Below are 25,404 nucleotides of genomic sequence, written 5' to 3' on the forward strand. Positions count from 1 at the left end.
GTTCTTGGGCCCTTTTTTTTAGGAAGTAGGAATGTTTGAATACGATAAAATTTTAAAGAGTCTTTTAAATCCAAATCTTAATAAGCAACAACTTGCAAAACTTATTGGGACTCAATCAACTCAATTTACAAGTGAGCGTACTAAGCTTAAGAATAATTACTCTGATGAAGATTTAATCAGCGCTTATACATCATTTTACTTTCCTACAAACGCTCTAAAACTTGAATTCTTAGTTGAGCATTTAAGTGAGCAAATGAAGGCAGAAATATCTAAAACTCATATCTTAGATATTGGAACTGGGCCTGGAACATATGCCTTTGCGGCCAGTGAGTTGTTTTCAGATGCTCTCTCATTTACGGGAGTTGATGAATCGAAGCTTATGATTGACCAGGCCAATAAACTAAACGATGAGTACTTTCAAAACTCTAAAATTAGTTTTTCACAGACTCTTCCAAATGTTGATGATGCCCCACGAACTCTTATCTTTGGAAACTCGATTAATGAGATGGGAATGCCGGCGGCCTTTAAAATCATTAAACGTTATAATCCTAAGTTCATTATCTGTATTGAGCCAGGAACAAAGGATGTTTTTAAGGACCTGCTAGCGCTTCGAAAGAAACTTCTTCTTATTGATTATAAAATTCAATATCCTTGCATGGGACAGGGGACTTGTCCTCTTGAAGGAATCGATGACTGGTGCCACCAGTCGATCAAAACATCCCTAGACTTCGAACTTGAGTCTCTTTCACAAGTTGCTAAATTAGACCGCAAGGTCATGCCTGCAACAATTCACTTCTATGCTCTTGAGCATGTTGAAGACAAGGCCGGACAAGCTAGAATCATTCGTCTTAAAAAGAATGTTAAGCATGCATTCCTTTGGGATGTTTGTGATGAAAATAATAAGTCACTTACTTTGGAAGTACCAAAGAAGCTCTTTAAAAAGAAAGTCGTTAAGCAACTAGAAGAAATCTCTTCTGGAATAAGTGTACGCTATACAATCGATAAAGTGCTAGAAAACGCTACCGTGCGAGTTAAGACTATTGAAGTTGAGGGTGTTGAGTAGAGGAACTGGAAGATCATCCAGTTTCTCTCAAAACTCTTTGAGCTTATTTACTTTTTAACTCTTTGACTTCGTAGATAATTTTTTCTTTATCCATTTTGAAGTGTGGCATCGTTAAAACTTTAGAGAGAACATCTTTAGCTAGTTTTCTCATCTCTTTCGTTTCGAGAATGGCCATAAGTCGATTTACTTCTTCTTCAGTGTAATTGGCCTTTATACGCTTTTTGATTTCTTCTTTGATATCAACGAAGCTTGTATTGTCATCAATAATCTTTTCGAGTTTCTTATTATCTAAACTCTTGGCAGACTTTTCTATCAATTGTCTTTTTACAAAATCCGCACGTTCTTTTGAGTCGTTGATTAAGTATTGTTCTTTGATAAGAATGTCGGCGATATAATTGATCTTATTATCAAGGTTTGCCAATGCCGAATTTGATAGTAGAAAAAATGAGAGAAATAAAATCTTACGCATAGAAGTCCTGTCTTTATATTTTTAAATTTTAACATGGAATAAATTTTTAACCATAAGTGTAACCAAAGTTTTTTTGTAGATGATTCCTTAAGCTTTGTTACGCAATCACTCAATTTTATATTATCTCCACTCTGATATGTTTAATGATATCAGTACGTTATGGATTTTCCTTCTCATCTTTTTATTTAGTCACGCCGAATAGTATTTGAGTGATTAACTAAGACAAAGGAGAGAGGGCCTTGAAGAAAATTATCATGTTACTTTTTATTCTAGCTACTATGACTAGTTGTGTGTCTGAGGATGATTTAGATACAGCACTAGCTTATTGTCCAACAGGTGAAGATATATCTGGCCCTGGATCAACGATAAATATTACATCTGGTCAGCGAGTTGCCCAGGAGTTATCGATGAACGGTATAATCGGCGCAACTGTTTATATGGACCGAATCAGGCTTTTTATGTCTTCTGAAAATTTAACTTCTGTAAGTGTTAAGGTTTATAAAGATACTGAAGTGCCACATTCTCATACCCCTGATGATGGAACTCTTGTGGGAAGTGCAACTTTAACTAGTGGGCTGGGGAGTGCTGATCCTGCAACGGAGCATGATCTTTATTTTTCTTCTCCCGTTCCTTTTCAAGTTGGGAAAACTTACTATCTTGTTGTTGATACTGCAGGAGGTGACTTTTCGATGTCTATTACGACTCCCGGGTATTTACCAACAAGTAGGATCAATATTTATAACGGGACAAATTGGACTTCACCATATGGTTATGATCCAAATATTTCATTTGATACGTACTACTCACACTGTACAGGTATCTAAAAAAAAAGCCTCGCATTGCGAGGCTTCTTTTATATTCGAAAAATTTAATTCGATAATTACTTTTTCTTCCCAAGTGAAGCGTAAGAAGTACCAAATTTCTTTCTGAACTTGTCAATACGACCTTCAGTATCAAGAACTTTAGTTTTCCCAGTATAGAATGGGTGAGAAAGGCTTGAGATATCAAGCTTTACGTATGGGTAAGTTTTCCCATCAAACTCTTCTTCTGAATCAGCTTTGATTGTTGATTTTACTACAAATTTAGTGTCTGCAGAGATGTCATGGAAAAGAACTTCTCTGTACTCTGGGTGAATACCTTTTTTCATTTTAAACCTCGTTATCTTTTGCATTGCTTGGTACAATGCTGATTTAGTATTAATTAGAGATTTGAGCAATTTCGCCCATATAGGACCATTTGTCAAGATCTAATGTAGTGCTTCCAGTACTTCCTAGTGAGCGCTACAAGAACCACAGCCTCCGCCAGACTTATCGGTAGGATCATTGAATTGCCAATGTCCATATTTTTCATTGATAAAGTCAATAGCGCTCTTTAAAGAGCTGAAATCTCGTTGGAATACCTCCATATCTTCACCGTCAACAACAGTAACTGAATAGAGGATGAGCTCTTTTATTTGCCCATCTACTTCCTGGACATCTCCAGTCATGCCAATGAATGACTTAAAGTGCTCGCTATTGAAGTGAGCAAAGTTCCAGTTCTTTAGATTTACAAGATTTTGTGTTTCCATGCTGTATTTTTAGCAGTTGGCCCTTGCCATGACAATGTATTTCTAGTAAGTTTCTAACCTACGAATTGTAATTTGTATCAATTAGAGAAAACAATTTTAAGGTTTTATATATTTTAGGAGGCAGTTATGGCAAAGGGGCCAAGAGTTATTATTACACTTGAGTGTACAGAAGCGAGAAAGAATGGACAAACTCCATCTCGTTACACAACGACTAAAAACAAAAAGACTCACCCAGAGAGACTTGAAGTTAAGAAGTACAATCCTTTCTTAAGAAAGCATACACTTCACAAAGAAATTAAGTAATTTGATCTTTCAAATTTACATATAAAAAAAGCCTCGCATTGCGAGGCTTTTTTTTTGCTTATTATTCAAACTGACATTCGTATTCGGCCGTTTCCAGTGACTTCTTTGAAAAGAATTTCTTTTTAAAGACATGGGCCTTCATTGAAGAAGGGTTATCAAGATTGAAGTCAACTTCTGTTGTGTAACCACGACTAGGATCTCTGAAAGAGAGGTGTGTCTCACCATTATCACTTACTAAAACCTTCGCTTTCTCAAACATTCTACCGTTTTCAAGAATTGTTGGGATAATACTTAGTCCCTCATAATTCTTTTCAGTATTCCAAAAAGACACTTTATAAGTTGTGTTCTTATAGTCTGAGTATTGATTCTTTATAATTCCAAAACAAGCGACTTCACCAAGTAGCATATTCTCTTCAAGAACGTATGACTTTGCTTTCACGCGATTACACTTAATTACATTTGAAATTTTGTTCTCTGGCCAGCTTGGGTCAAAGAGTGTCTCATTGGCACAGAAATTTGCAAATACAGAAGATGTTAGTGCTAGTAAAATAATTGCCTTCATATACTTATCCTTTTTCTTAAAGAGCTTTCTTTAGGTAGTTAACAACTTGATTTTGTGAAGGGGCCTTTACCGCCTTACTCTTTCTATTGTCGTTACGATGTCCACCAGTCATTGTGTAGAAAATAGATCCATCACAAAGAGCACCAGTCTCATTAAGCATCATAAGCTCATTAATAATTTCTTCTGTTGATACTTCAACACCTTTCTTTGCAAGCTTTGTTTGCAATTGTGCTGCTTGCTCTTGTTGAGATTCAGCACTATTAAAGAACTGAACATAACCTTTAAGCTTTTTCTGTTGTGATGTTAGGGCCAGTCCTACTAGTGGAAGGGCAAAGTATGCAGGAAATGCAGGAACACCGGCCAGGTATAGACCTATTGCTGTTACCGCATGGTAGGCCGACGTATTCTTTCTGAGTGATTTGATTAGCTTGTTATTATTATATGCAGTGATATCTGCTTGATATTGCTCAGAGCAAGTTGATGCTGCAGCAGTTGAGCATATTGTTGCAATAATTAGTGCTTTTGCGATGATTTTCTTCATCTGATCTCTCCTTCAAAATTTTTGTTTGAAGGCTTATATCAATTTTAGAGAGTAAATAAAAATCAGTTGAAAGAATTACAAAGAAGGCCCTCCAAAGGCCTGCAGGTGGAGGGCATAACATATCTATTTTTCAATAACTTCATGGCAGAAGACGTCTCTACTGTCGATGTGACGACACTTTGGAATTTTGCTCTTACAATGCTCTACTGCAAGAGGGCAGCGAGTATGGAAGTTACAGCCTGTCGGTGGATCAAGAGGTGAGGGAAGCTCCACATTCTTAAGTGGAGGGAATGTCTTAATCACTTCGTTTTCAACAGCATGAGCTGATTTTAAAAGTGTTTTCGTGTAAGGGTGTTGAGGAGTATTAAAAATAACGTCACTCTTTCCATACTCACAAACTTTTCCAAGGTACATGACTAGAACCTTATTTGCGATATAACGAACAACTGAAAGATCATGTGAAATAAAAATATAAGTGAGGTTAAACTCCTCTTGAAGATCTTTTAAGAGATTTAGAACTTGTGCCTGAACTGAAACATCAAGTGCCGATACTGGCTCATCAAGAATTAGAACTTTTGGTTTTAAGATAAGTGCTCTGGCTATTCCAATTCTTTGGCGCTGTCCTCCACTAAACATATGAGGGTACTTGTGAGCATGAGCTCGACGAAGGCCTACCGTTTCCATTAGTTCACAGGCGCGCTCAAAAGCTTCTTTCTTCGTTACCTTTTCATTAATAAGGAGTGGGTCTGCAATAATCTCCCATGCCTTCTTTCTTGGATTAAGTGATTCAAGAGGATTTTGAAAAACCATTTGGATGGACTTATATAATTCTTTTGATGAAAGAGTTGAGAAATCTTTTCCACCAATTGTAATACTCCCATCCGTTAACTGTTCAAGGGCCATGAGACATTTTGCAAGAGTTGATTTACCACAACCTGATTCTCCAACAATTCCAAGTGTCGTTCTTTCTTGTAGTGTGAAGCTAAGTCCATCAATGGCCTTGACGAATTTATCTCCAACTGGATAGTGCTTCTTTAAATTATTTACTGTAATCGTATTGATCATAATTTATACCTAATTCTTAATTTAATGGGTGAATACAACGAAGAGAACGATCACCGTGGATCACAAGCTTTGGTAATGTTTCACATTGTTGTGTCGCATACTCACATCGCTTTCTAAATTGGCAACCAGTTGGGCGGTCTCCTAAGTCTGGAACCATTCCTTTAATTGAGTAAAGAGGAGCGTTGATATCATTTGTAAATGATGGAATTGATTTTAAAAGCCCTGATGTATAAGGATGGCGAGGAGAGTTGATCACGGCCATGGTGGGGCCTCTTTCAATTACTTCTCCTGCATACATTACCTGTAAATTTTGTGTGAAGTCTTTAACAACTGCAAGGTCGTGGGAGATAAAGATAACGGCCATGCCAGTTTCTTTTTGAATCTCGTCTAAGAGTTCGAGGATTTGTTGTTGAACAGTAACATCAAGGGCCGTCGTTGGCTCATCCGCAATTAAAAGCTTTGGGCTTGAGGCGATGGCCATGGCAATCATTACTCTTTGGGCCATTCCTCCAGAAAGCTCATGTGGGTAGGCCTTCATACGCTCTTTTGGTGCAGGAATTCCAACTTGGATGAGTAGTCTTTCAACACGATCTTTTCGTTCTTGTTTTGAAAGCTTTGCTTCGTGAATCAGTAGAACTTCTTCAATTTGGTTCTCAACTGTATAACATGGGTTTAAACTACTCATGGCATCTTGGAAAATCATACTGATGTCACCACCGCGTATTTGTTGCCATGATTTCTCGTTAAGCTTTTGCAGGTCAACTCCGTTAAAGCTTAACTCATCAGCTGTTACAACTGCGTTATCATCAAGAAGACCCATGATGGCCATATTCGTGATACTCTTTCCACAGCCTGATTCACCAACAATTCCTAGTGTCTCACTTGCTTCAACTTCAAATGAAACATTACGGACAGCATGAATGAGTCCTTTTTTGGTTTTAAATTGTATATTTAGATTTTTTACTTTTAATAAGCTCATATATTATTTCTTTATCGTTTAAGTTTAGGGTCGAGGGCGTCTCTTAGTCCGTCTCCAAAAAGATTAAGACCTAGAACAACTGCTAGAATACAAAGACCAGGTAGTGTCACAAGCCAAGGAGCACTTTGAATATAAGGCCTTGCATCACTTAGCATAATTCCCCATTCTGGGGTAGGGGCCTGGACACCAAGTCCTAGAAAGCCTAGGGCCGCAGTAGAGAGAATCCCTTCTGATAGGCCAAGTGTTACTTGAACAATTAATGTCGCCATACAATTTGGTAAAATCTCTTTGAGCATGATGCGAATAGGAGAGGCACCAAATGTTTTCGCAGCTTGCACATACTGAAGATTTTTAATCTCCAAAACATTTGCACGAATAAGGCGTGTAAATGAAGGAATACTTACAAGAGCAACTGCAAAAACTGCATTCATAAGCCCAGGCCCAATAACTGAAACGACAATGATAGCAAGTAAGATGCTTGGATAGGCCATAAGGATATCAATGAATCTCATAATGACTGCATCCGTTTTGCCGCCAAAGTATCCTGCAATAAGGCCAAGCATTGTACCTACTAATGTTGAGATCAGAACAATTGAGATTCCAACAAAGAGGGAGATTTGAGCACCATAGATTAGACGGCTAAGAACATCTCGTCCTAGGTCATCTGTTCCTAAGATGAACTGGAATGACCCACCTTCTGCCCAAAATGGTGGCAGGCGCAATTGACCTGGAAAGATTTCACTTGCTCCATGTGGTGCAATTAGAGGTGCTAGAAGTGCGATAATAATAAAGCCTAGAACAAGTGCGAGACCAAAGACCGCTCCTTTATTATCACTGAAGTGATCAATAAATTCTTTGAGAATTTGAATATTTGTTACATTTGAGTTTTGAGTGTTTTGCGCTTCCATTATTTAGAACCTGAAATTTTTGGATTAACAATTGAGTAGATAATATCCACACACATATTGATGAAAATAACCATCAGAGCAATAAAGAGAATTCCTCCTTGGATGACTGGATAGTCGCGGGCGTGAATACTTGCCACAAGCCAGCGTCCAATCCCTGGCCAAGAAAAAATTGTCTCCGTTAGGATCGCCCCAGTGATGATACTCCCAAAAAGAAGGCCAATTACTGTTACAATTGGAATAAGGGCATTACGTACAGCATGCTTCCAAACAATCTTTTGATAGCTTTGCCCCTTGGCCTTGGCCGTTTGGATATAAGGTGCCTTTAATACTTCAAGAACACTTGATCTCGTCATACGAGAAATAACGGCAAGAGGAATTGTCCCCATAGCAATGGTTGGAAGTATGAGGTGTTTTAGCGCGGAAGTAAAAGGCGCAAATCCATCAAAGGAAATTACCTCTGGATTTAGTGTGTCGATTAACATCAGGCCTGTCACTCTTGGGACATCAAAGAGAACATCCATTCTTCCGGATACTGGTGTGATTCCCATATTAACTGAAAAGATAATGATAAGAATTAATCCCCACCAAAAAATTGGCATCGAATAACCAACAAGTGAGGTTCCCATCAGGAGGTAGTCCATAAAGGAGTTACGCTTTAAGGCCGCATAAACTCCGGCCGGTATTCCTATTAAGATGGCAAAGATCATGGCACAAATTCCAAGCTCTAAGGTCGCAGGAAAACGTGAGAAGAATTCATTAATAACTGTTTGTTTGGTGACAATGGAGATTCCAAAATCACCAGTGAAAATATTCTTCATATAAATGAAGTATTGCTCTAGGATTGGCCGATCAAGTCCTAAGGTTTTTTGCATGGCCGCATAGACTTTTGGATCTGCTCCACGCTCACCTAATAAAAGTAGAACTGGGTCACCAGGGACTAAGCGAACAACGATAAAGGAAAATAAGCTAATCCCAATGAGTGTTGGGATTAGCTGTAAAAAGCGTTTCTTTAAAAAATTTTTCATATTACTTCTAGTTACTCGAGTGAAACTTTATCGAAGATATCGTTTCCTAGAGGGTGAATCTTATATCCTTTCACATTACTTCTCATTGCACGGTGTACAGTTGAGTGGAATAAAGTGATCCAAGGAACTTCTTTTTTGAATACTTCTTGGGCCTTCATATAGTGGGCCGCTCTCTCTTTCTTATCACTTAAGCGCTTGGCCGCAATAACTTCGCGGTCATAATCTTTATTACACCAGTTCGCATAATTTGATCCGGCCTTCGCTCCTTCACAACTTAGAAGCATATAGAGAAAGTTATCAGGGTCTCCATTATCACCAGTCCAACCCATCTGTAGCATCGCATGTTCGCCTGCATGGGCCTTCTTTAGGTAAGTTGGCCAGTCGTAAGTAACTAGCTCTACTTTGATACCAATCTTAGCAAGGTCTTCTTGCATAAGTTCACCCATCTTCTTTCCATTTGGGTTATATGGGCGTGAAACAGGTAGTGTCCAAAGAGTTGTGCTAAAGCCATCAGGAAGTCCTGCTTTCTTTAACTCTTCTTTGGCCATCTCTATATTGTAGTCATAATCTTTGACGTCGCCATTATATCCCCAAATCGTCGGTGGCATTGGGTTCTTAGCAACTGTTGCATAACCAAGATAAATTGGCTCAATATATGTCTTGCGATTAAGTGCATAATTAATGGCACGTCTTACATGAATATTATCAAATGGCTTCTTTTGTGTATTTAGAGCAAGATAACCAACATTTAGCCCTGGGCCTGAAAGAACAGTAATGTCTTTATTGGCATCAAGTGCAGCAATATCTGTTGGTGCAGGTTGAGTTGCTAGGTGACATTCTCCGGCCACAAGTTTTTGCGTTCGAACAGAGGCATCAGGTGTGATTGAAAAAACCATACGCTTAATTTTTGGAACACCATTAAAGTACTCTTCATTTGCCACATAGCGGATCATTGTATCCTTCTGGTAAGACTTGAAGATAAATGGCCCTGTTCCAACAGGTTTACGATCCACAACTTCAGGAGTTTTGGCCGCTAACATCTTTTCACCGTATTCACGAGATAAAATACTCGTGAAGGCCATGGCAAAGTTTGCAAGTAGGGGAGCTTCTGGGTGATGTAATGAAATTTGGAGTTGATACTTATCTGTTTGCTCAATACTCTTGATGATATTACTCATTCCCATTCCATCCCAATACTCATAGATTCCTCCACTTACTTTGTGGTATGGGTGATCTTTCTTGAACATGCGGTTAAATGACCAAACGATATCGCTCGCATCAAGATTACGAGTTGGCTTGAATTCTTTTGTTGTGTGAAATTTTATATCTTTACGAATATTGAAAGTATAAGTTAGCTGGTCATCAGAAATGGTCCAGCTCTCTGCAATAGAGGGAATGATATTTGTCGATCCAGTTTCAAATTTAACTAGACGATTATAAAGAGGGTAGACTGCAGCATTATGTGATGGGCCATCTGTTAAAAACTGTGGGTTAAAGCCAGAAGGAGAGCCCTCTGAACAATAAACAAAAGTAGATTTATTGGCGCCGCCCTTTCCTGAACATGAGACAACAAGTGCGGCCATCATTAATATGGCCATTAAGCTTTTAAGCATTCTTCTCTCCCTTACTTAAAATAAATTAAATTAAATTTTGTTTAATCAAAATGATACGTAGCATTTTAGGCCTCGTAAACAACGCCTGGCGACAATTTGATTAAATATAACTTCATTTTACTAGATTATTGTGAGGAGAAAATAATAGAAGAACCCTCTACGTGGTAGTAGAGGGTTCTTTATTATAAGTGGCCTTCATCAATTCCCTAATATTGAAGAAGGCCCTTATTTTAAATAAGGGCCAATTTATTAAAACTTAGCTTTTGTATTTAATGTGTGTGTTACTGACTTTAGTTCTTGCCCTGGTACTTTTGATACTAATGGGAAGAATGTAAGTGTAACCTTAAGCTCACGTGCCTTTTCAAATGGCCCGAGTGGAAATTTCTTAATCTTTTCAAATCCATGCTTCTTTAACTCTTCTTTGAATAGAATATTTCCATTATCAAGTAGAGACTTATTGAAAGTTAGAAGATCAATTGTTTTCTTAAAGTGAATCTTCTTCTTTTCTTTGTCGTAAACAACGATTTCTGCTCTTAGCTGCTCCATTCCTTCTGTGAAGTTAGAAAGCTCTAATTCAAATTGACCTTTAATCCCAACTTTCACATTTTCTGGATTTACTAGAATCGGTGCTTTGGCCTCATCTAGGTCGAAGAACTCTACTTTAAGTGTTGACTCATAATTGTAGTCAGAAGCTCTTGTGAAGTCTGATACTTGGAAGTTAACTTGAGTCGCTTCCTGATTTAAGTTTTGTACAAGAGTATCAAAGCTCTTTAGTTCATCACTAAACTTAAGTGTGAAGTTAGCATCGGCCTTATCAATTGCACCAAGGTATTGTACTTTTACTTTGTGAGTTACATTTTCCATTTCTTTATAAGCAACTGTACGAGTCTTTGTACATGAGTATGGCTCTGAACGGTACTTTGTTACATCACGACATACATATTTTTGGTAAGGAACATTGTCACATACATTACGTCCTGGACGAGTGTGACATCTTCTAACTGGTACATTACGACAAACACGATCTTGGTATGGAACTGAACGACAAATTTCGCGTCCTGGTTTTGTCTCGCAAACACGACGGCTATCACGCTGACGACACTCTTGTCTGCCATTTACTGTACGGCAAACTCTCTGACCTGGAACAGTACGACATTCTTGTCTTGAAGGCCCTCTTGTACATTCGCGACGATATTTTGTTTCATAACGACATTGGTAATCGTAATCTGTTTCACAAATTTGACGACTTGGTTCCCAACGACATTCTCTACGATAGTCTGTTTCATATCCACACTCTGTGTCTTGGTATGGAATTTGGCGGTAACATGTCCCTTCGTATGGCTCTTCTTTGTACTTAGTAACTTCAACTTCCTTAGCTAGTACTTGTACATCATTATCACCACCATTGAATGAGAAGTTTAATTGATGATCGCTTGCATTCGCAGCGAGTGTGTAACATGCGAGCATAAGCCCGATTAGAATTTTTGACATTTCTCCCCCTTAAAAAATAACAGTTGAGAGTTTTTATCGAGATTTAAGTGAAATTGAAAAAAATACGGTGGTAAATTTTAAATTAACCTCAAAATGTAAGATATTTTGAGAAAAATGACAGTTATTTAGTGTGGATATTTAGGGGCCAAACGATTTTTGGTAAGAAAATGGCCCCAGGTCGGGGCCAATATTTTAAATCTTAGTTTAGATTAAGTGGAGTGTACTCAAGGTTTAGATCTTCAGCAACTTGCTTGTACACAAGCTTACCTTTATAGATATTGATCCCTTTCTTGAATGCGTCGTCCATCATTGCAGACTCTTCAACACCGTACTTAGCAATCATACGAGCATACTTAAGAGTTACGTTTGTCAGTGCATAAGTAGAAGTTTGAGCTACCGCACCTGGCATATTTGCTACACAGTAGTGGACTACACCATCAACTAGGAAAGTTGGATTCTGGTGAGTTGTTGGCTTACAAGTCTCAATACATCCACCTTGGTCAACAGCAATATCAACAACTACTGAACCTTTTTCCATCTTAGAGATCATCTCTCTTGTTACAAGCTTTGGTGCCTTTGCTCCTGGAACAAGAACTGCACCAATAACAAGGTCTGACTCTTGTACTGCTTTTTCAATATTATCGATATTAGAGAATAGAGTCGTGATTCTGTTATCAAATAGATCATCAAGTTCAGCAAGACGCTTAGTTGATAGATCGATAGCAGTAACATCTGCACCCATACCCATTGCCATCTTGATTGCGTTAGTTCCCGCAACACCACAACCGATAACAGTTACTTTTGCTCTTCTTGTACCAGGTACACCACCTAGAAGAACACCTTTTCCACCGTGGTCAATTTGTAGGTAAGCAGCACCAATTTGAGTTGCCATTCTTCCTGCAACTTCTGACATAGGAGTTAGAAGTGGAAGTGAACCATCTGCCGGTTGGATCGTTTCGTATGCAATACAAGTTGATCCTGATTCCATAAGACCTTTAGTTTGTGGCTCATCTGCCGCAAGGTGAAGGTATGTGTAAAGAATATGGTGAGGTTTTAAAAGAGCAATCTCTCTTGCTTGAGGCTCTTTAACCTTGATGATCATTGTTGATTTTTCAAATACTTCTTCAAGTGATGGAAGAATCTTTGCACCAGCTTGAATATATGCTTCGTCAGAAATACCAATTCCAACACCAGCATTAGTTTCTACGTAAACTTCGTGACCATCGTGGATAAGTTGTCTTACACCACCTGGAACTAGACCTACGCGATTTTCGTTATTTTTAATTTCCTTAGGAACACCAATAATCATAAAAACTCCATTGAATTGAAGGCGTTAAAATACTCATAAAATTTATGAGGCAAATATAATTGTTTTCATTTGCTATTACAATATATTAAACCTCGAATTTTAACCCGTCATAGGCAACTTTGACACTTCCATCTGGAAAGTGATGGTCACACTCTTTTTGCAAGCTGTCGTGATCCAGTTCATGGCCCATATGAGTAAGATAATTATGCTTAGCACCTATTTTTCTGATGTATTCAAAGCTTCGCTCCACGTAGAGATGGGCAGGATGTGGCTTGTGGCGCACGCAGTCAATGATTAAGGAGTCTAATTCATATGAACGCAGCTTATCGATCTCGGCCTGTGGAATCTCATGACAGTCTGAAATAATGGCCAGCTTTCCAATAATGAGGCCAAGTGTTATGCCATTTCCATGTGGGAGGTTTATGAATTCACAATCTAAATCACAGATCTTACTTACTGTATTCGGTTCAATTTCGTTGAGTAAAAGCCTCGGACTTGAGCCAATATGGCCAGGGTTATTTCCAAAAATATAACCAAATCTTATATTGATTATATCGGCACTATTTTGATCAGTGTAGAGGTTAATAGGGTGCTTAAATGTGAATGGCCTTATATCGTCGATGCCGTTCAAGTGGTCTGCATGGGCATGTGAAACAATCACCGCACTAACGTCCTTAACTCCCTCGCGCAATAATTGCGTGCGAAGATCTGGCCCCGTATCAAAGAGAATTGTGGTATCATCATGTTGGATTAAAAATGATGTTCGCATACGTTTATTGTGTTTATTAGAGCTCGTGCAAACTGGACAGCTGCAGCCTAACATTGGAATACCTGTACTTGTTCCGGTTCCTAGGAACGTAACTAATAAATTCATAACTTTATATTGCCAAGAAAATCATAAGTTTTTAAGCTATTTATATTAACTTTTATTGGAGATTTGATGTTTAAAGCAATTAATTTATTTGCCTTTATTACTGCAGCTCTTATTCTAAACTCATCATGTTCATCAACTAATGAAGCTAAGCATTCTGGCGACACTGATCTAGGGTCACTCGAGCTTAATATTGATGTTCAAAAGCACACTTTAGATAATGGCCTGCGCTTACTACTTGTTCGCGACTCGAAGTTACCGATTGCCTCAATTTACACTTTCTATGATGTTGGTGGCCGTTACGAAAGAAAGGGGACGACAGGAGCAACTCACTTTCTTGAGCACATGATGTTTAAGAAGACGAAGAATTTCCCAGCAGAGTATTTCTCTGACTACATTGAAACATATGGTGGGAATTCAAATGCCTACACAACATTTGATAACACGGTCTACTACGAGAATATTGCAGCTCCAACAGTTGAGAAAATGATTGAGCTTGAAGCTGAAAGAATGGCAAATCTCATGCTTGAAGAAGTACCTTTTGAAAAAGAAAGACAAGTTGTTCTTGAAGAAAGAAAGATGCGCTATGAAAATAGGCCAAGTGGAAAGATTCATCTTGCGATGATGAAAGCAATGTTTAAAGGAACTCCATATGGAGGATCTGTAATAGGGGACGCAAAGGACGTTAAGGATTTAGATCGCAAGCAAATGCTTGAGTTCTACCATGACTTCTATGCTCCAAATAATGCCATCATGGTTATTGTTGGAGATATCAATCCTTCTTCAACACTTTCTAAGGTTAAAGAGACAATTGGAAAAATTCCAATGAATAAGAATCTTGTAGCTAAGAAGGCAAAACTTGATGATGCTGGAAGATACAAGAGACAGGCAAAACTTCCTTATGTAAGAAGCCTTAAGGGACAATCTAAGAACCCAATGTTTAGACTAGCTTTTCCTGCTGTATCAGTTACTCATGAAGACTCATATGCTCTGGACTTCTTATCTGATATTTTAGGAACTGGAACAAGCTCTTACCTTGTTAAGAATTATGTTGTTTCAAAGTCGCCAAGACTATCAAAGGTTTACTCGTATAATTACGGCCTTAAAAATGGTGGGATCTTCGTCATTGGGGGAGAGCTTCTTCCAAAGAAAGGGATCAAGGATACTCGTCGTAGACTACTAAGATCACTTAAGCAGTCTTGTTCTAAAGCAATCACACCACGTGCGGTTCAAAAAACTAAGAATATGCTTCTTAAGCAATACTACGAAGCAATTTCAACAAATGATGGTTTAGCAAGTTTTCTAGGTTCATCAGAGTTCTTCAATGGTGACTATAAAGAATATAAAAAACAACTAAAGAGTTATAGTGAAATGACTGTTGATCAGGTACGTGATGTTTGTCATCGTTACATTTCTGGTAACGATTATGTTTTCTTATCAATTTGGGATCGTAACTAGAATGAAAGGATTAGTAGCTATGAATAAAATTTTAAAATCATTAATCATTGCATCCACATTCGTAAGTGTTGGTGCCAATGAACTTGTCGATAAAATTGAAAAATTTAAGTGGGATAATATTGATGTCACTTATATTCAAGATGATAAATTTCCAACTTATAATGTCACGATCTTCTTTGCTGACGGTGCCATTAAAGATGGACGTACTAAAGGTGTAACTAAGATGATGTTTGATCTACTGGAGAGTGGGACAAATCGTTTTAGCTTAAATGAAATTGCGGACAACTTAGAGTTCTATGGTGTTTCAACTTCTTCAAATGTAACACATGAATTCTCAAGCTATACTTATAGTGGACTTGCAAAAGATGTGATTCCAACGACAAAGAAAATTTGTCATATCTTTAGAGATGCTGTTTATCCAAATCAAGAATTGTCTAAGGCAAAGAAGTCTCTTATTGCACAAAGACAAAATCTTGTTTCAAATCACGGTGAACTTGCTTCAACGGCGTTTCGTTCAATTAGTTTAAAAGGAACTCCATATGTTTCAGATGTAAGAGGTAGGCTTCATGATATTAAGCGCATTAAGAGAAGCTACCTTCAAAGTCGCCTGAAGTATTTTAGAGATGATGTGAAGAAGAAAGTTTATATCACAGGGCCTCGCTCACTTCTTAAAGTAAAAAATATCATTACTGACGAATGTGGCTTCAATGCTAAGGCAAGCTTCATTAGAAGATTGGACACTGAGGTTAAAGAGATAAAGAAATTTAACCCTGAAAAACCTCTTATTCACTTTGTTGAAGTCCCTAAGGCAAACCAAGCACAGGTGAGAGCAGGGATTTATATTGCAAAGAAACAGGACCCAGGTTTTGAAAATCTTGAATTTATGTCTCAATACTTAGGTGGTGGATTCACATCGATTCTTGTTAAAGAATTAAGAACAAAAAGAGGTCTAACATATTCAGCGTGGGCAACAGCTGGTATGCAAAAAGATTACGGACGCTCGATACTTTCAACTTTTACAAAGGAAGAAACAGTAGGGCAGATGGTTCAAGAAGTCGTGAAGATTTTAAAAGACAACTCTGAGGCCACAAATATCTCAATGGAAGAAATTGAAAAGGTTAGAAAGGCCGTTAAGGGTGGATTTGCCTTTCAATTTCAAAAGCCTTCAAGCTTTATGAGACAGCTTGTAAGTCTTGATAACTCTCAAGTTGATATCAAGCGATTCCTTGAGTACACAGAGTCTGTTGATAAGATTTCACAAGAGGATGTTGCAAAGACTGTTTATGCGGCCTTCCCATATGATAAGGTACAAATCGTTGTTCTTGGCGATAAGTCCATGAAAAAGGCCTTAAGCAAGATCGGTAAGATTAAAACGTATTCTTATAAGAATTTTCTCTAATCAATACTCTGGGACAACCAGAACATGGGTAGGGCCGGAAAGGCCTTGCCCAATTGTCCTTACCAAAGAATAATCACTAATATCAATTTCCACTAAGTGATTATATGAATAATCAGAAACAATAATATTTCCACTATGCAGTTGTGCAACACCTCTTGGATTTGCAAGGTATGTCGTATTGCTATAACTCGCTCCTGTTGCGTTTAGAGTACTGTCATATTCGACAACTTGGTCGGTCGTTCCACTCCAAATTCCGACAATATCTCCATTATCTAACTCGATAGCAAAGTAGCCATCATTTGCACCAGCAGGACTTCCCACACTATTTTGTTGAACACCATCTTCATCATAAGTCCTAATCTGATCAGAGCCACGAGAGCTTATTAGAAATCCACCATTAGCTAGTGGTGCCATACCTTGTCCAGTATTAATAATATTTGTAATAGGAAAGCCTGAGGTCTCTCTTTGATGTCCATCTCCCAAAGGCGTAAATAGCTCCAGATTATTAGATTCAAGAACGGCGATATTTCCATTTGCTAATTCTGTCACACCTCTAAGGGCACCGTTTAGGCCAGAGTGAACAATCACATCAGAAACCTTTCCGGTATAGGCATTGACTCCTAGTACACGGTCATTACCATCAGTTGTAAAAAGAAGCTGATTATTCTCGCTTGACCAACCTAGGGCCAAAAGTAGAACACTATTACCAGTAGCCTGATAGATTGTTCTCTTAAAGACTCCATTACTATCAAGCTGAACAATTGAGTCGGCCGTATAATTCATAACTATGATATCTCCTGGCTCAAGATAATTCCCACTAGGTGCCGGCAGAGGCTCTGCTTTGATGACTGACTCGACTTCCTTACAAGAATTAAGGCCAAGGATTAAGGTGATAAAAAATATTAGCTGTCTTATTTTTAACTTTCTCATGCCTAAAGAATCGGGCCAGGCCTAAAATAAAGTTAGTTGTAGTCTTAAATAGATTCGATTGAGAAAAAACTTCCACTTATCTTGTTTCAGGAAATTTTATTTTCTTTTTGTTACAATAGGTTAGAGGTGGTTAATTGAGCTTAGCTAAATATTTAAAACTATTCACTTTACTTCTTCTTTGCCTAGAGGCAGGTGCCGACTTTTCTTTTCTAAAATTTGAAGGGGTCTTTGGAATTGGGACCAACGATAAAATGGACCAATATGATACGGCAACTTCTGGTATTGGCTACAATCTGTCTTATGGAGTGAGAAATCGTATAACTGGAATCGAGGCATTCTATACAAGAATAGATCTAAGTGGAGATATTAAACATAGTGGAGTTGATCGTGTCGCAGTACAATCACTTGCTATTTATGGCCTTGAACTTCATTTTTACCCAACCCAAAGACTTGCTATAAAGTTAGGATATGCCCTTGTTTCATTTAATGATTTTATTGAAGGTAACTCTGATGAGAATATCTTCGCTGGAGCGGCCAATACCTATGGACTAAAAAAAGATACAATTTTAGGGGGATTAAGAGTTGGGATTGGTTATGACTTTTTTCGTATAACGAGAAGAATCCATTTTCACACAAGCTACATTTATCAAGAAAACGGTGACGGACATGAAAATCTGATATCATTAGGACTCGTCTTTAAATTTGAGCGCGGTATAATTGATCGATTTTTACGCTAGTTTAGAAAAAACGTTTCTATGACTCTAAAGTATGCCCTTGCATATTAACCTTTGCTCCTGGAGCAATATTAATATTCTTAGCAACAATTTGACCTTTAACTGTTCCTGTAGGGAAGACCTTAACCTTTCCTTGTGCAGTAATATCACCACAAACAACGCCGTAGATATTTAAGTCACCACAGCGAATACGCCCTTTAACATTTCCTTGTGGTTCAATTGTGAGTTGATGTTTCTCATCAATTTGAATATCGCCTTCGATTGTTGAGCAAATATGTGAAGGTCCTGCTAGAACGATATCACCTTTTATCACTGAGCCAATACCAACAAATGTAAAATTTTGATCTCTTAAATCCATAATTGGCCCTTACTTAATCTCTTCTCTGAAAAGTTGTTGATGAACAATATCACCAAGACGGTTAAAGATTAGAATTTTAAACATAACAGTTTTGTTCTTTGGCATATCAAATTTAGCTGTTACTGGACGAAAGCGTGATGTCGCAAATGATTCACCCTTTGTGTAGTTAAGAGAGAAGTTTCTAATTGAGTCTCCACCTTCAGGATAGTGAAAGTAGTTATTTCCATCAAATAAGAAGATATGAATATAACCTGAAACCTTATTATTATCTTTAGTAATATTGATAATATTAAAGTTTAGCTCGGCCTTATCATCTTTCTTTGTGACCTTTAGATCTTCGATATTAATACTAGCTGGACTTGTTAGATCTTTCTGTCCCTTAACAGGAGCAATAATATTAAGTGAACTAGCACTAACTGCACTGATCGTCTCATTAGCAAGACGATTTGTTAGATCAAGATTAAGAGTTGTTAGTTCTGTATTCTTTTGTGCCAGAGTCGAGTTCTCGTCTCTTAAATTTTTGATAATAAGAGGTTCTTTGGCCTTAATAAGTTTTTCGATATTCTTCGTATAGAAGTAAGAGCCAGCTAGGGCAAAGATTGAAAAGACTGTTAGGACAACTGGTACATAAAGAATTGCTTTATACTCACGTGGAGAAAGCTGTAAGTATCTTGGTACTTTATTATTTTCATAAAGAATGAAAGACAAATTATTCTTTGCCTTTGAACTACTTGATGGTGTGGACATCCCGTTCCCTTTTAATTTTCGCTATATGGTCTCGTTAAAGTGAGATTCAATGTGAAAATTTGTTTTGGGTCTTGCGAAGTAAAGAACCTCTGTGATGGTTCGAAACTTAAGTGCTCCCTCTCGTTTGTAATATCCATTGGAATACGCTGCCATCTCTCTGCTACAATTTTCCATTTGTAGTAAGCATCACGTTTTAAATAGAGTGTTTTCTTTCCAATGTCATTAATTGTATTACTAGTGTAGTCTTGCTTAAACGTTACGACAACATAGTCATCAGCTTTTAGGACAGTAAGGTCCTTTAGTTGAATTGACGGTGTCCCTGGGTTTGCAAATACGGCCCTTTTATATTGAGCAAACGAATTATAGCTTCCACGTGTTGGGTCAACAAAGTCTGTGCGTGAATAGAAATTTAAGTAGTCTTTGATATTCTCTGTTGACCAAGCTGTTAGCCAACCATTAACAGTATCAAGAACTTCATTCTTTTCTTTTAACCATGTTTCTTTGTTAAAGAATTTCAGGTTGTGAACAACAACAATATTGGTCTTATTAATTTCAATAAACTTTGAAATATCAATGAGGTTGATATTGTGAGCAACTAGACATCCTTTTGAATCAAGGCCTTTATCAATTCTTGGCTCGTTATCTGTTGAGTGAAGCCAGATTCCGCCACCTGTTTTTCCTTGGGCCTTGTCAATTGGGTTAGGGTAGTTAAGAACAAATGCTCCAACTCCATATTGCGCACCAAGCTCTCCATGTCTTTTAATGAGATCCTTGTGGTCGATAAATTGATTAAAGAAGTAAACACCTTCTGGAGTTCTGCGGTCTCCTTGGAATGATTTATTTCCAACCTTCTGACCTGTGGCCATTTGATAAGTTTTAATTAATCGTGGTAGGCCATCGTTATTTTCATATAGGTAGAGAGTGTGAGTTGATTTCTCTGCAACGATCACATGGTGAGCGAAGTAATCATTTAATAAAAGCAGATTTGATGGATAGAACTCCTGAGCGACACTACTCATAGAAAAAATAGTCGATGTAATAATAGTCGATAAAAATAATAGTTTTTTAATCATGAAAAGCCTTTATATTTGATAACTACCTAATATTGTAGAACATTTTTTTACCACTACTCAAGTATTTATCCCCCAAAAAGCAAAATAACTTTCGACAAAATAACTTTACGAGTCGTAAATACTTAACTTTTTTCAAAAAAAGGCGAAAAGTAGAGGGTAAGGATTTAAGAAAAGGCCATATTTAAATAAATTTCATACGTTTTGCATGGCCGCGATGGGGAAAAATATGTCAGCAGAAAAGAAGCAACAAGAAGAGTTACTCGCTGAAAGTGAGAAAATTCAAAATGCAGTTGATGAAGTTCTTGGAAGCGATACTGAGGCAAACAGTGACGCACAGGAGAAAACTTCTTTAACGCTTGTTGACACAAATATTGACTTTTCTCAGCTAAACAATGAGGCCAGCTCCCCACTGGACGAAGGTATTGAGCTTAACTTTGATGATGTAAGTGCCATTGATCTTTGTGCTGAAGGGGATATTATTGAAAATGCCCCTGCCAATGCAGATTCTCCAAATGATCTCGATATGGACTTTTCATCAAGTATTAAGATCAATCTTACTCAGGAAGGGGATACCATTCCTAATGCATCAATTGATGCTGCTCGTGAGGATGATCTCGACCTTGATAACAATCCAATTATTGTTGAAGATAAAGTTGAGGAAGCACCTGAGGCCCAAGTAGAAGATGTTGAAGAGGCCGAAGAAATTGAAGCACATGCTTCTGAGGACGACTTCGAGGTGAGCCTAGGCGAGTTAGATAATCTGGATAATCTGGATGACGAACTAAGCGAAATGGAGATGTCATTAGGTGATGACCTAGATGACGATCTTGATGGTGAGCTTGGAGACTTAGGTGATCTTGATGACCTAGGGGATTTCGGGGATGTCGATGATTTAGGTGACCTCGACGACGTCGATGAAGACTTAGACGCAGACCTTGATATGTCTCTTGATGCTATTGAAGCGGAGGATATGACAGACGAAGTTGAAACTCCAGTGATGCAAGCTCCTCTTGAAGCTGAAGACACGATGGCACAACTTGATGGCATGGTTGAGACAAACCAAGAACACCATGAGGCGCCAGCAGTATCTTCAGAAGAAACATTAACTGTGACGGCAGTATCGCCAACAGAAGTAACTTCTAATTTTGATATGAATGACTATGAAGCAGTGGAGACACCGGCAGCAGAAATTGCACAAGACTTTACTTCTTCTGAGCATGGGACAACTCAAGCCTATGCCAGTGCAAATATTAATTTTCATCCTGGGCATATTTTAAGCTCCCTGAGTGAAGACCAGCTTCTTGATCTAAGAGTTACTGTTACTGAATTGAAAGAAGATCGAATCAATCTTCTGTCTGAGTTAAACGAACTTAAGACCATGATTGAACTCCTAAAAAGAGAATCACTTAACTTAAGAACTGAAGTAGATGAAAAAAATATTGAGCTATCAATTGCTAAAAAACGACATGCTATCGAAGTAGAGGAGACTAAGTCTCAGCTTGATAAGTATAAGCATGGCCTCGAGTTAAGTGAGGCGAAGAATAAGGCCATGAAGGAAGAAATGGCCGAAATTGGCACGCGCCTAAAGATTGACCATACAAGCATTAGAGCACGTGAACAGGAACTGGAAAGTCAATTAGAGCTAATGGCCATTGACAGTGATAATAAGATTAAAGCAAGAGATGAAAAGATCTTGGAGCTTAAGCGTAAAATAGATACTCTTGAGTTTAATATGGAAAATGTTGCAATCAACGAGAGACAAGCTAAGAAAGAAAGAATGTTAGCACAGCAAAAACTTGAACGCCTTATTACAAACTTAAGGGGATCTTTGAATGTAGTTGCTGATACATTAGAATTAGATGATGATTTAGGATTGGATGATTAATAATTAATATGCTGGAAAAACAATATAAAGCACTTTTAGATTTTATCTGTCAAAATGTTGAAGAACATAATTTCAATATCGTTTTGAAGTCCTTTCGTGACTTTATTAAGACAGAGTTTGATTCAAAAACGCCACTTGTTTTTGCAACACTTGATAATGATTCGGCAAATCCCATTATTCGTGACTTCTACAATAATAAAGTTATTGAAGAGTATCCAAGTAAGGTCTATCAAGAACTTATGGGGGCCTTAAAAACGCAGAAGCTTCACGTTGATATCGAAGGTGATAAGTACCGCTTTGTGGAAGTCGGCTTTAATGGTAGCCAAAGCTTATACCTAGTACTCAATGGAGAGTATTCGACAGATATATTTAAGCAAATAGAAAATTATATTCAATCGAAATTTAGAAGCCTTTTACAAGTCAAAGAGCTACAGCGCCTTCAGGCCTTAGCACATGTTGATGATGTCACAGGCCTATATAATCAAAGAAAGTTTAAAAGTGATATTGACGCTGCTATTAGAGAGTTTGAAGCATTAGAGCGCTCATTCTCTTTAATCTTCATTGATATTGATTATTTTAAAAGTATCAACGACGGCCATGGCCACTTAATTGGAACAAGCTTACTTCAACAGGTTGCTGAGACTATTCGTGCAACAGTGAGAGAGGATGATCTTTGTTATCGTTATGGGGGAGATGAATTTGTCGTCCTTGCTCCATACTCTTCACTAGAAGACGCTAAAATGATTGGTCAACGAATCCTTAACCGAGTTAAGTCGACTGTCTATAAGATTGAAGCTGATTTAGAAATCAATACTCACGAGGATGAAGATGTCCAGCTGAGTGTCTCAATTGGTGTTGCCAATTACCCAACTAACGCTTCTGGACGTAATGAAATCATCGGAATGGCCGATAGAATGATGTATGAAGCAAAAAAGTCTGGACGTGGCAAAGTCTGTGTAGCAGACTCATAAATATGAAGTATCTAATCTTATCTGATCTCCATTTAGGCAAAGGTAGTTACCTGCAAAACGGTGAATTTAATATCTTAGAAGATTTCTTCGAAGATAATCGTTTCTATGAATTCTGTGACTACTTCTCAACGAATGAATATTATTCAAAACCCGTCACAATCATTATGAATGGGGATATTCTAAATCTCATTCAAATTGATTCAGATGGTGTCTTTACTCATGTTGTTGATGAAGCAATGACAATCAAACAAATTGAAGACATTGCAAAAGGGCACCCTCGCTTCTTTGCCGGACTTAAAAAGTTTCTAAGGGCACCTCATAAACGTGTCGTCTATGTTGTTGGTAATCACGATGTAGGAATGCTTTTTAAAGGTGCACAAGAGAAGTTCTCTAAAATTTGTGGTGATAATATTTTCTTTACTGAAACCTTCTTAGAAAACGGTCTTCATGTGGAACACGGCCATCGTTTTGAGGCGGTTAACACTGTTCCAAAGGCCAAGCAATTCATTCGTGGACCTGGAGGAAAAGAGATTCTTAACTTTCCATGGGGCTCTCTGTTTTGCATCAATGTCCTACCAAAGCTCAAAAAAGAGCGTCCTTATATTGATAAGGTTAGGCCTATGTCTTCATATGTGAAGTGGTGTCTTTTTAATGACACGAGGTTTTTTTGGCGACTCTTTATGACTTGTATTAATTACGTCATCAAGACTCATTCAAATTATTACACACGTCAAAATTCAAATTTTAAAACCAATATCAAAATTCTCCAACAGATCACGATCTACCCACGTTATGAGCGTATGGCCAGGCGAATATTAGATCGTGATAGCTCGATTCATACCGTTGTTATGGGACACACTCATCTTCAGGAGTGGAGACGTTTTCCAGAAGGACGCTACTATTTTAATACTGGTACTTGGAATAATATCCCTTCTATTGATGCAGGAAAGCACCAGGATACGTTAAGTCTTACTTATTGCAGTGTTATTGTACATCCCGAGAGTAACTCATTAGTTAATGCGTCAATGAATCAGTGGATGGGGCAGTGGAAGCCTTATATCGAAGAGATTAGAACGAGTTAAAAATGTAATTGAAAGATAAAATGAAGTGATTTGTGGTAAAAAAAACGACGTTCCTAAAAAGTCCTTTCCCGAAACGCCGAAGTGTCTTTAATTTTTTGTCTCTGCTTATTAATAAGTTTATTCGATTTTACAGAAACCACAAGAGATTTTTTCTTACAGTAACTCGCACTAGAGATTAACTTAGTCCATTATTCTTATGCCCCTGCTATAGGGTATTTACACACTCTATAAAATATGTTTTTCTGTTTTCTGACATCACAAAAATTTGTTACTTTTGATTTCATATTTTGATGAAGAAGTGAAACGAAATTTAGATGCTCAAATGCTGGCCTGTGCTGACTTTTTCGAAAAGTTTTGGTAGAAATATGTGATATTTAATTAGGTAGAAGAAGTGAAGAAATACGAATCAATTAGAATATTTAAAAACCCTATTCTTGAGTCATTTACCCATGTCCATCCAATTGTTCCTTTGGTTTTATGGGCACCATTTATAGGCTTTCTAATTTATCGTTCATATTTTGAACTTGGTTATACTCATCTACAGATGCTTCTATGTGCAGTGAGTGGTCTCATCATCTGGACACTTACAGAGTACCTTCTACACCGCTTTGTTTTCCATTTAAGGCCGATTGGTCCTCTTACTGAGCGATTTGTCTTCCTATTTCATGGACTTCATCATGATGACCCAAATGACCCGACAAGGCTTGTTATGCCTCCTGTGCCGGCCATTCTTATTATGGCCTTGATTTGGTTATTCTTTTCACTATTTATCCCTGCTTTTTACATGCCAGGATTTATGGCCTTCTTCACGGTAGGCTATCTTTGCTATGACTATATTCACTATGCGACTCATCATTTTAAAATGACTGGAAGAGTTGGACGCTATTTAAAAAAGTTTCACCTTCAACACCACTTTAGACACGAAAAAGCGAAGTACGGTGTAAGTTCACCGCTATGGGATTATGTGTTTAGAACAGTGACAGGGCCAAAGGAAGACTAGA

27 protein-coding genes are annotated in these 25,404 nt (G+C 37.8%); 10 read left to right on the forward strand and 17 right to left on the reverse strand.

The window, feature by feature from the left end:
- Window positions 1-31: 31 nt before the first annotated feature.
- Window positions 32-1,063, forward strand: a complete 1,032-nt coding sequence (locus tag ABMA79_RS10150; RefSeq protein ID WP_393092350.1) for a small ribosomal subunit Rsm22 family protein — start codon at window positions 32-34, stop codon at window positions 1,061-1,063.
- Between the two features lie 43 nt (window positions 1,064-1,106).
- Here the strand turns inward: ABMA79_RS10150 and ABMA79_RS10155 are convergent, their stop codons facing one another.
- Window positions 1,107-1,532: a hypothetical protein gene (locus tag ABMA79_RS10155; protein ID WP_392860119.1), complete on the reverse strand. Its 426-nt coding sequence runs from the start codon at window positions 1,530-1,532 to the stop codon at window positions 1,107-1,109.
- A 239-nt stretch (window positions 1,533-1,771) separates the two neighbouring features.
- On the opposite strand from ABMA79_RS10155, the gene ABMA79_RS10160 reads away from it, so the two are divergent.
- Window positions 1,772-2,356 (forward strand): hypothetical protein, encoded by a 585-nt coding sequence (locus tag ABMA79_RS10160; protein ID WP_393092353.1) that lies wholly within the window; start codon window positions 1,772-1,774, stop codon window positions 2,354-2,356.
- A gap of 56 nt (window positions 2,357-2,412) precedes the next feature.
- Here the strand turns inward: ABMA79_RS10160 and ABMA79_RS10165 are convergent, their stop codons facing one another.
- Both ABMA79_RS10165 and ABMA79_RS10170 read right to left on the reverse strand, forming a co-directional pair.
- Window positions 2,413-2,679 (reverse strand): type B 50S ribosomal protein L31, encoded by a 267-nt coding sequence (locus tag ABMA79_RS10165; RefSeq protein ID WP_392860122.1) that lies wholly within the window; start codon window positions 2,677-2,679, stop codon window positions 2,413-2,415.
- A gap of 123 nt (window positions 2,680-2,802) precedes the next feature.
- Window positions 2,803-3,099, reverse strand: a complete 297-nt coding sequence (locus tag ABMA79_RS10170) for a hypothetical protein (protein WP_392860124.1) — start codon at window positions 3,097-3,099, stop codon at window positions 2,803-2,805.
- A gap of 126 nt (window positions 3,100-3,225) precedes the next feature.
- On the opposite strand from ABMA79_RS10170, the gene rpmG reads away from it, so the two are divergent.
- A complete protein-coding gene (gene rpmG / locus ABMA79_RS10175; protein WP_021268365.1) occupies window positions 3,226-3,402 on the forward strand; it encodes a 50S ribosomal protein L33 in 177 nt (58 codons plus the stop codon).
- Window positions 3,403-3,463: 61 nt separating this feature from the next.
- Here rpmG and ABMA79_RS10180 read toward each other — a convergent pair whose 3' ends face one another.
- The 10 genes from ABMA79_RS10180 to ABMA79_RS10225 all read right to left on the reverse strand — a co-directional run bounded on the left by ABMA79_RS10180 (window position 3,464) and on the right by ABMA79_RS10225 (window position 13,769).
- Window positions 3,464-3,964, reverse strand: coding sequence for a hypothetical protein (locus ABMA79_RS10180; RefSeq protein ID WP_392860126.1), 501 nt, complete (start codon window positions 3,962-3,964; stop codon window positions 3,464-3,466).
- A 16-nt stretch (window positions 3,965-3,980) separates the two neighbouring features.
- Entirely contained in the window at window positions 3,981-4,505 is a 525-nt protein-coding gene (locus ABMA79_RS10185; RefSeq protein WP_393092355.1) for a hypothetical protein, read from the reverse strand.
- Between the two features lie 123 nt (window positions 4,506-4,628).
- The gene (locus ABMA79_RS10190) at window positions 4,629-5,570 is read right to left on the reverse strand and encodes an ABC transporter ATP-binding protein (protein WP_393092358.1); all 942 of its coding nucleotides are present in this window, start codon (window positions 5,568-5,570) and stop codon (window positions 4,629-4,631) included.
- Window positions 5,571-5,586: 16 nt separating this feature from the next.
- Window positions 5,587-6,549 (reverse strand): ABC transporter ATP-binding protein, encoded by a 963-nt coding sequence (locus tag ABMA79_RS10195; RefSeq protein ID WP_393092361.1) that lies wholly within the window; start codon window positions 6,547-6,549, stop codon window positions 5,587-5,589.
- Window positions 6,550-6,560: 11 nt separating this feature from the next.
- Window positions 6,561-7,457 (reverse strand): ABC transporter permease, encoded by an 897-nt coding sequence (locus ABMA79_RS10200; protein WP_392860132.1) that lies wholly within the window; start codon window positions 7,455-7,457, stop codon window positions 6,561-6,563.
- Complete coding sequence (locus tag ABMA79_RS10205) at window positions 7,457-8,482, reverse strand: ABC transporter permease (protein ID WP_393057769.1); 1,026 nt, start codon at window positions 8,480-8,482, stop codon at window positions 7,457-7,459. The genes ABMA79_RS10200 and ABMA79_RS10205 overlap by 1 nt, the downstream gene beginning before the upstream one ends.
- Window positions 8,483-8,493: 11 nt before the next feature.
- On the reverse strand, window positions 8,494-10,095 hold the full coding sequence (locus tag ABMA79_RS10210; protein ID WP_393092364.1) for an ABC transporter substrate-binding protein: 1,602 nt from the start codon (window positions 10,093-10,095) through the stop codon (window positions 8,494-8,496).
- 249 nt (window positions 10,096-10,344) lie between these two features.
- Window positions 10,345-11,586, reverse strand: a complete 1,242-nt coding sequence (locus ABMA79_RS10215; RefSeq protein WP_393092366.1) for a hypothetical protein — start codon at window positions 11,584-11,586, stop codon at window positions 10,345-10,347.
- 199 nt (window positions 11,587-11,785) lie between these two features.
- Window positions 11,786-12,895: an alanine dehydrogenase gene (gene ald, locus ABMA79_RS10220; protein ID WP_392860138.1), complete on the reverse strand. Its 1,110-nt coding sequence runs from the start codon at window positions 12,893-12,895 to the stop codon at window positions 11,786-11,788.
- Window positions 12,896-12,980: 85 nt separating this feature from the next.
- Window positions 12,981-13,769 (reverse strand): MBL fold metallo-hydrolase, encoded by a 789-nt coding sequence (locus ABMA79_RS10225; RefSeq protein ID WP_393092369.1) that lies wholly within the window; start codon window positions 13,767-13,769, stop codon window positions 12,981-12,983.
- Between the two features lie 66 nt (window positions 13,770-13,835).
- Between ABMA79_RS10225 and ABMA79_RS10230 the strand changes: the two genes are divergently transcribed.
- Both ABMA79_RS10230 and ABMA79_RS10235 read left to right on the forward strand, forming a co-directional pair.
- The gene (locus ABMA79_RS10230) at window positions 13,836-15,224 is read left to right on the forward strand and encodes a M16 family metallopeptidase (RefSeq protein WP_392860141.1); all 1,389 of its coding nucleotides are present in this window, start codon (window positions 13,836-13,838) and stop codon (window positions 15,222-15,224) included.
- Between the two features lie 19 nt (window positions 15,225-15,243).
- On the forward strand, window positions 15,244-16,623 hold the full coding sequence (locus ABMA79_RS10235; protein ID WP_393092371.1) for a M16 family metallopeptidase: 1,380 nt from the start codon (window positions 15,244-15,246) through the stop codon (window positions 16,621-16,623).
- Here ABMA79_RS10235 and ABMA79_RS10240 read toward each other — a convergent pair whose 3' ends face one another.
- The gene (locus ABMA79_RS10240; RefSeq protein WP_393092373.1) at window positions 16,624-17,553 is read right to left on the reverse strand and encodes a hypothetical protein; all 930 of its coding nucleotides are present in this window, start codon (window positions 17,551-17,553) and stop codon (window positions 16,624-16,626) included.
- Window positions 17,554-17,687: 134 nt separating this feature from the next.
- On the opposite strand from ABMA79_RS10240, the gene ABMA79_RS10245 reads away from it, so the two are divergent.
- The gene (locus tag ABMA79_RS10245) at window positions 17,688-18,290 is read left to right on the forward strand and encodes a hypothetical protein (protein ID WP_393092376.1); all 603 of its coding nucleotides are present in this window, start codon (window positions 17,688-17,690) and stop codon (window positions 18,288-18,290) included.
- Window positions 18,291-18,306: 16 nt separating this feature from the next.
- Here ABMA79_RS10245 and ABMA79_RS10250 read toward each other — a convergent pair whose 3' ends face one another.
- From ABMA79_RS10250 to ABMA79_RS10260, 3 genes are read right to left on the reverse strand one after another with little or no spacing between them, the layout of a single operon-like run.
- Window positions 18,307-18,645, reverse strand: a complete 339-nt coding sequence (locus ABMA79_RS10250) for a polymer-forming cytoskeletal protein (RefSeq protein ID WP_021268087.1) — start codon at window positions 18,643-18,645, stop codon at window positions 18,307-18,309.
- Between the two features lie 9 nt (window positions 18,646-18,654).
- Complete coding sequence (locus ABMA79_RS10255) at window positions 18,655-19,392, reverse strand: hypothetical protein (protein ID WP_392860146.1); 738 nt, start codon at window positions 19,390-19,392, stop codon at window positions 18,655-18,657.
- Between the two features lie 11 nt (window positions 19,393-19,403).
- Window positions 19,404-20,465 (reverse strand): L,D-transpeptidase family protein, encoded by a 1,062-nt coding sequence (locus ABMA79_RS10260; RefSeq protein WP_392860148.1) that lies wholly within the window; start codon window positions 20,463-20,465, stop codon window positions 19,404-19,406.
- 226 nt (window positions 20,466-20,691) lie between these two features.
- Between ABMA79_RS10260 and ABMA79_RS10265 the strand changes: the two genes are divergently transcribed.
- The 4 genes from ABMA79_RS10265 (at window position 20,692) to ABMA79_RS10280 (ending at window position 25,403) form a co-directional block, all read left to right on the forward strand.
- A complete protein-coding gene (locus ABMA79_RS10265) occupies window positions 20,692-22,350 on the forward strand; it encodes a hypothetical protein (RefSeq protein ID WP_393092379.1) in 1,659 nt (552 codons plus the stop codon).
- An 8-nt stretch (window positions 22,351-22,358) separates the two neighbouring features.
- The gene (locus ABMA79_RS10270; protein WP_392860150.1) at window positions 22,359-23,321 is read left to right on the forward strand and encodes a GGDEF domain-containing protein; all 963 of its coding nucleotides are present in this window, start codon (window positions 22,359-22,361) and stop codon (window positions 23,319-23,321) included.
- 2 nt (window positions 23,322-23,323) lie between these two features.
- Window positions 23,324-24,403 (forward strand): metallophosphoesterase, encoded by a 1,080-nt coding sequence (locus tag ABMA79_RS10275; protein ID WP_392860152.1) that lies wholly within the window; start codon window positions 23,324-23,326, stop codon window positions 24,401-24,403.
- A 391-nt stretch (window positions 24,404-24,794) separates the two neighbouring features.
- Window positions 24,795-25,403 (forward strand): sterol desaturase family protein, encoded by a 609-nt coding sequence (locus ABMA79_RS10280; RefSeq protein ID WP_392860154.1) that lies wholly within the window; start codon window positions 24,795-24,797, stop codon window positions 25,401-25,403.
- The last annotated feature ends 1 nt before the right edge of the window (window position 25,404 follow it).

This window comes from Halobacteriovorax sp. HFRX-2_2, assembly GCF_043196705.1.
In the GTDB taxonomy this organism is placed as follows: domain Bacteria; phylum Bdellovibrionota; class Bacteriovoracia; order Bacteriovoracales; family Bacteriovoracaceae; genus Halobacteriovorax_A.

What these genes read in the sequence shown, in the direction of transcription:
- ABMA79_RS10150 (WP_393092350.1), top strand. Translation starts at nt 32, where the DNA reads ATGTTTGAATACGATAAAATTTTAAAGAGTCTTTTAAATCCAAATCTT.
- ald (WP_392860138.1), bottom strand. Translation starts at nt 12,895, where the DNA reads ATGATTATTGGTGTTCCTAAGGAAATTAAAAATAACGAAAATCGCGTA.
- ABMA79_RS10185 (WP_393092355.1), bottom strand. Translation starts at nt 4,505, where the DNA reads ATGAAGAAAATCATCGCAAAAGCACTAATTATTGCAACAATATGCTCA.
- ABMA79_RS10275 (WP_392860152.1), top strand. Translation starts at nt 23,324, where the DNA reads ATGAAGTATCTAATCTTATCTGATCTCCATTTAGGCAAAGGTAGTTAC.
- ABMA79_RS10235 (WP_393092371.1), top strand. Translation starts at nt 15,244, where the DNA reads ATGAATAAAATTTTAAAATCATTAATCATTGCATCCACATTCGTAAGT.
- ABMA79_RS10215 (WP_393092366.1), bottom strand. Translation starts at nt 11,586, where the DNA reads ATGTCAAAAATTCTAATCGGGCTTATGCTCGCATGTTACACACTCGCT.
- ABMA79_RS10265 (WP_393092379.1), top strand. Translation starts at nt 20,692, where the DNA reads ATGTCAGCAGAAAAGAAGCAACAAGAAGAGTTACTCGCTGAAAGTGAG.
- ABMA79_RS10255 (WP_392860146.1), bottom strand. Translation starts at nt 19,392, where the DNA reads ATGTCCACACCATCAAGTAGTTCAAAGGCAAAGAATAATTTGTCTTTC.
- ABMA79_RS10155 (WP_392860119.1), bottom strand. Translation starts at nt 1,532, where the DNA reads ATGCGTAAGATTTTATTTCTCTCATTTTTTCTACTATCAAATTCGGCA.
- ABMA79_RS10270 (WP_392860150.1), top strand. Translation starts at nt 22,359, where the DNA reads ATGCTGGAAAAACAATATAAAGCACTTTTAGATTTTATCTGTCAAAAT.
- ABMA79_RS10230 (WP_392860141.1), top strand. Translation starts at nt 13,836, where the DNA reads ATGTTTAAAGCAATTAATTTATTTGCCTTTATTACTGCAGCTCTTATT.
- ABMA79_RS10190 (WP_393092358.1), bottom strand. Translation starts at nt 5,570, where the DNA reads ATGATCAATACGATTACAGTAAATAATTTAAAGAAGCACTATCCAGTT.
- ABMA79_RS10225 (WP_393092369.1), bottom strand. Translation starts at nt 13,769, where the DNA reads ATGAATTTATTAGTTACGTTCCTAGGAACCGGAACAAGTACAGGTATT.
- ABMA79_RS10205 (WP_393057769.1), bottom strand. Translation starts at nt 8,482, where the DNA reads ATGAAAAATTTTTTAAAGAAACGCTTTTTACAGCTAATCCCAACACTC.
- ABMA79_RS10260 (WP_392860148.1), bottom strand. Translation starts at nt 20,465, where the DNA reads ATGATTAAAAAACTATTATTTTTATCGACTATTATTACATCGACTATT.
- ABMA79_RS10170 (WP_392860124.1), bottom strand. Translation starts at nt 3,099, where the DNA reads ATGGAAACACAAAATCTTGTAAATCTAAAGAACTGGAACTTTGCTCAC.
- ABMA79_RS10240 (WP_393092373.1), bottom strand. Translation starts at nt 17,553, where the DNA reads ATGAGAAAGTTAAAAATAAGACAGCTAATATTTTTTATCACCTTAATC.
- ABMA79_RS10180 (WP_392860126.1), bottom strand. Translation starts at nt 3,964, where the DNA reads ATGAAGGCAATTATTTTACTAGCACTAACATCTTCTGTATTTGCAAAT.
- ABMA79_RS10165 (WP_392860122.1), bottom strand. Translation starts at nt 2,679, where the DNA reads ATGAAAAAAGGTATTCACCCAGAGTACAGAGAAGTTCTTTTCCATGAC.
- ABMA79_RS10250 (WP_021268087.1), bottom strand. Translation starts at nt 18,645, where the DNA reads ATGGATTTAAGAGATCAAAATTTTACATTTGTTGGTATTGGCTCAGTG.
- ABMA79_RS10195 (WP_393092361.1), bottom strand. Translation starts at nt 6,549, where the DNA reads ATGAGCTTATTAAAAGTAAAAAATCTAAATATACAATTTAAAACCAAA.
- ABMA79_RS10210 (WP_393092364.1), bottom strand. Translation starts at nt 10,095, where the DNA reads ATGCTTAAAAGCTTAATGGCCATATTAATGATGGCCGCACTTGTTGTC.
- rpmG (WP_021268365.1), top strand. Translation starts at nt 3,226, where the DNA reads ATGGCAAAGGGGCCAAGAGTTATTATTACACTTGAGTGTACAGAAGCG.
- ABMA79_RS10200 (WP_392860132.1), bottom strand. Translation starts at nt 7,457, where the DNA reads ATGGAAGCGCAAAACACTCAAAACTCAAATGTAACAAATATTCAAATT.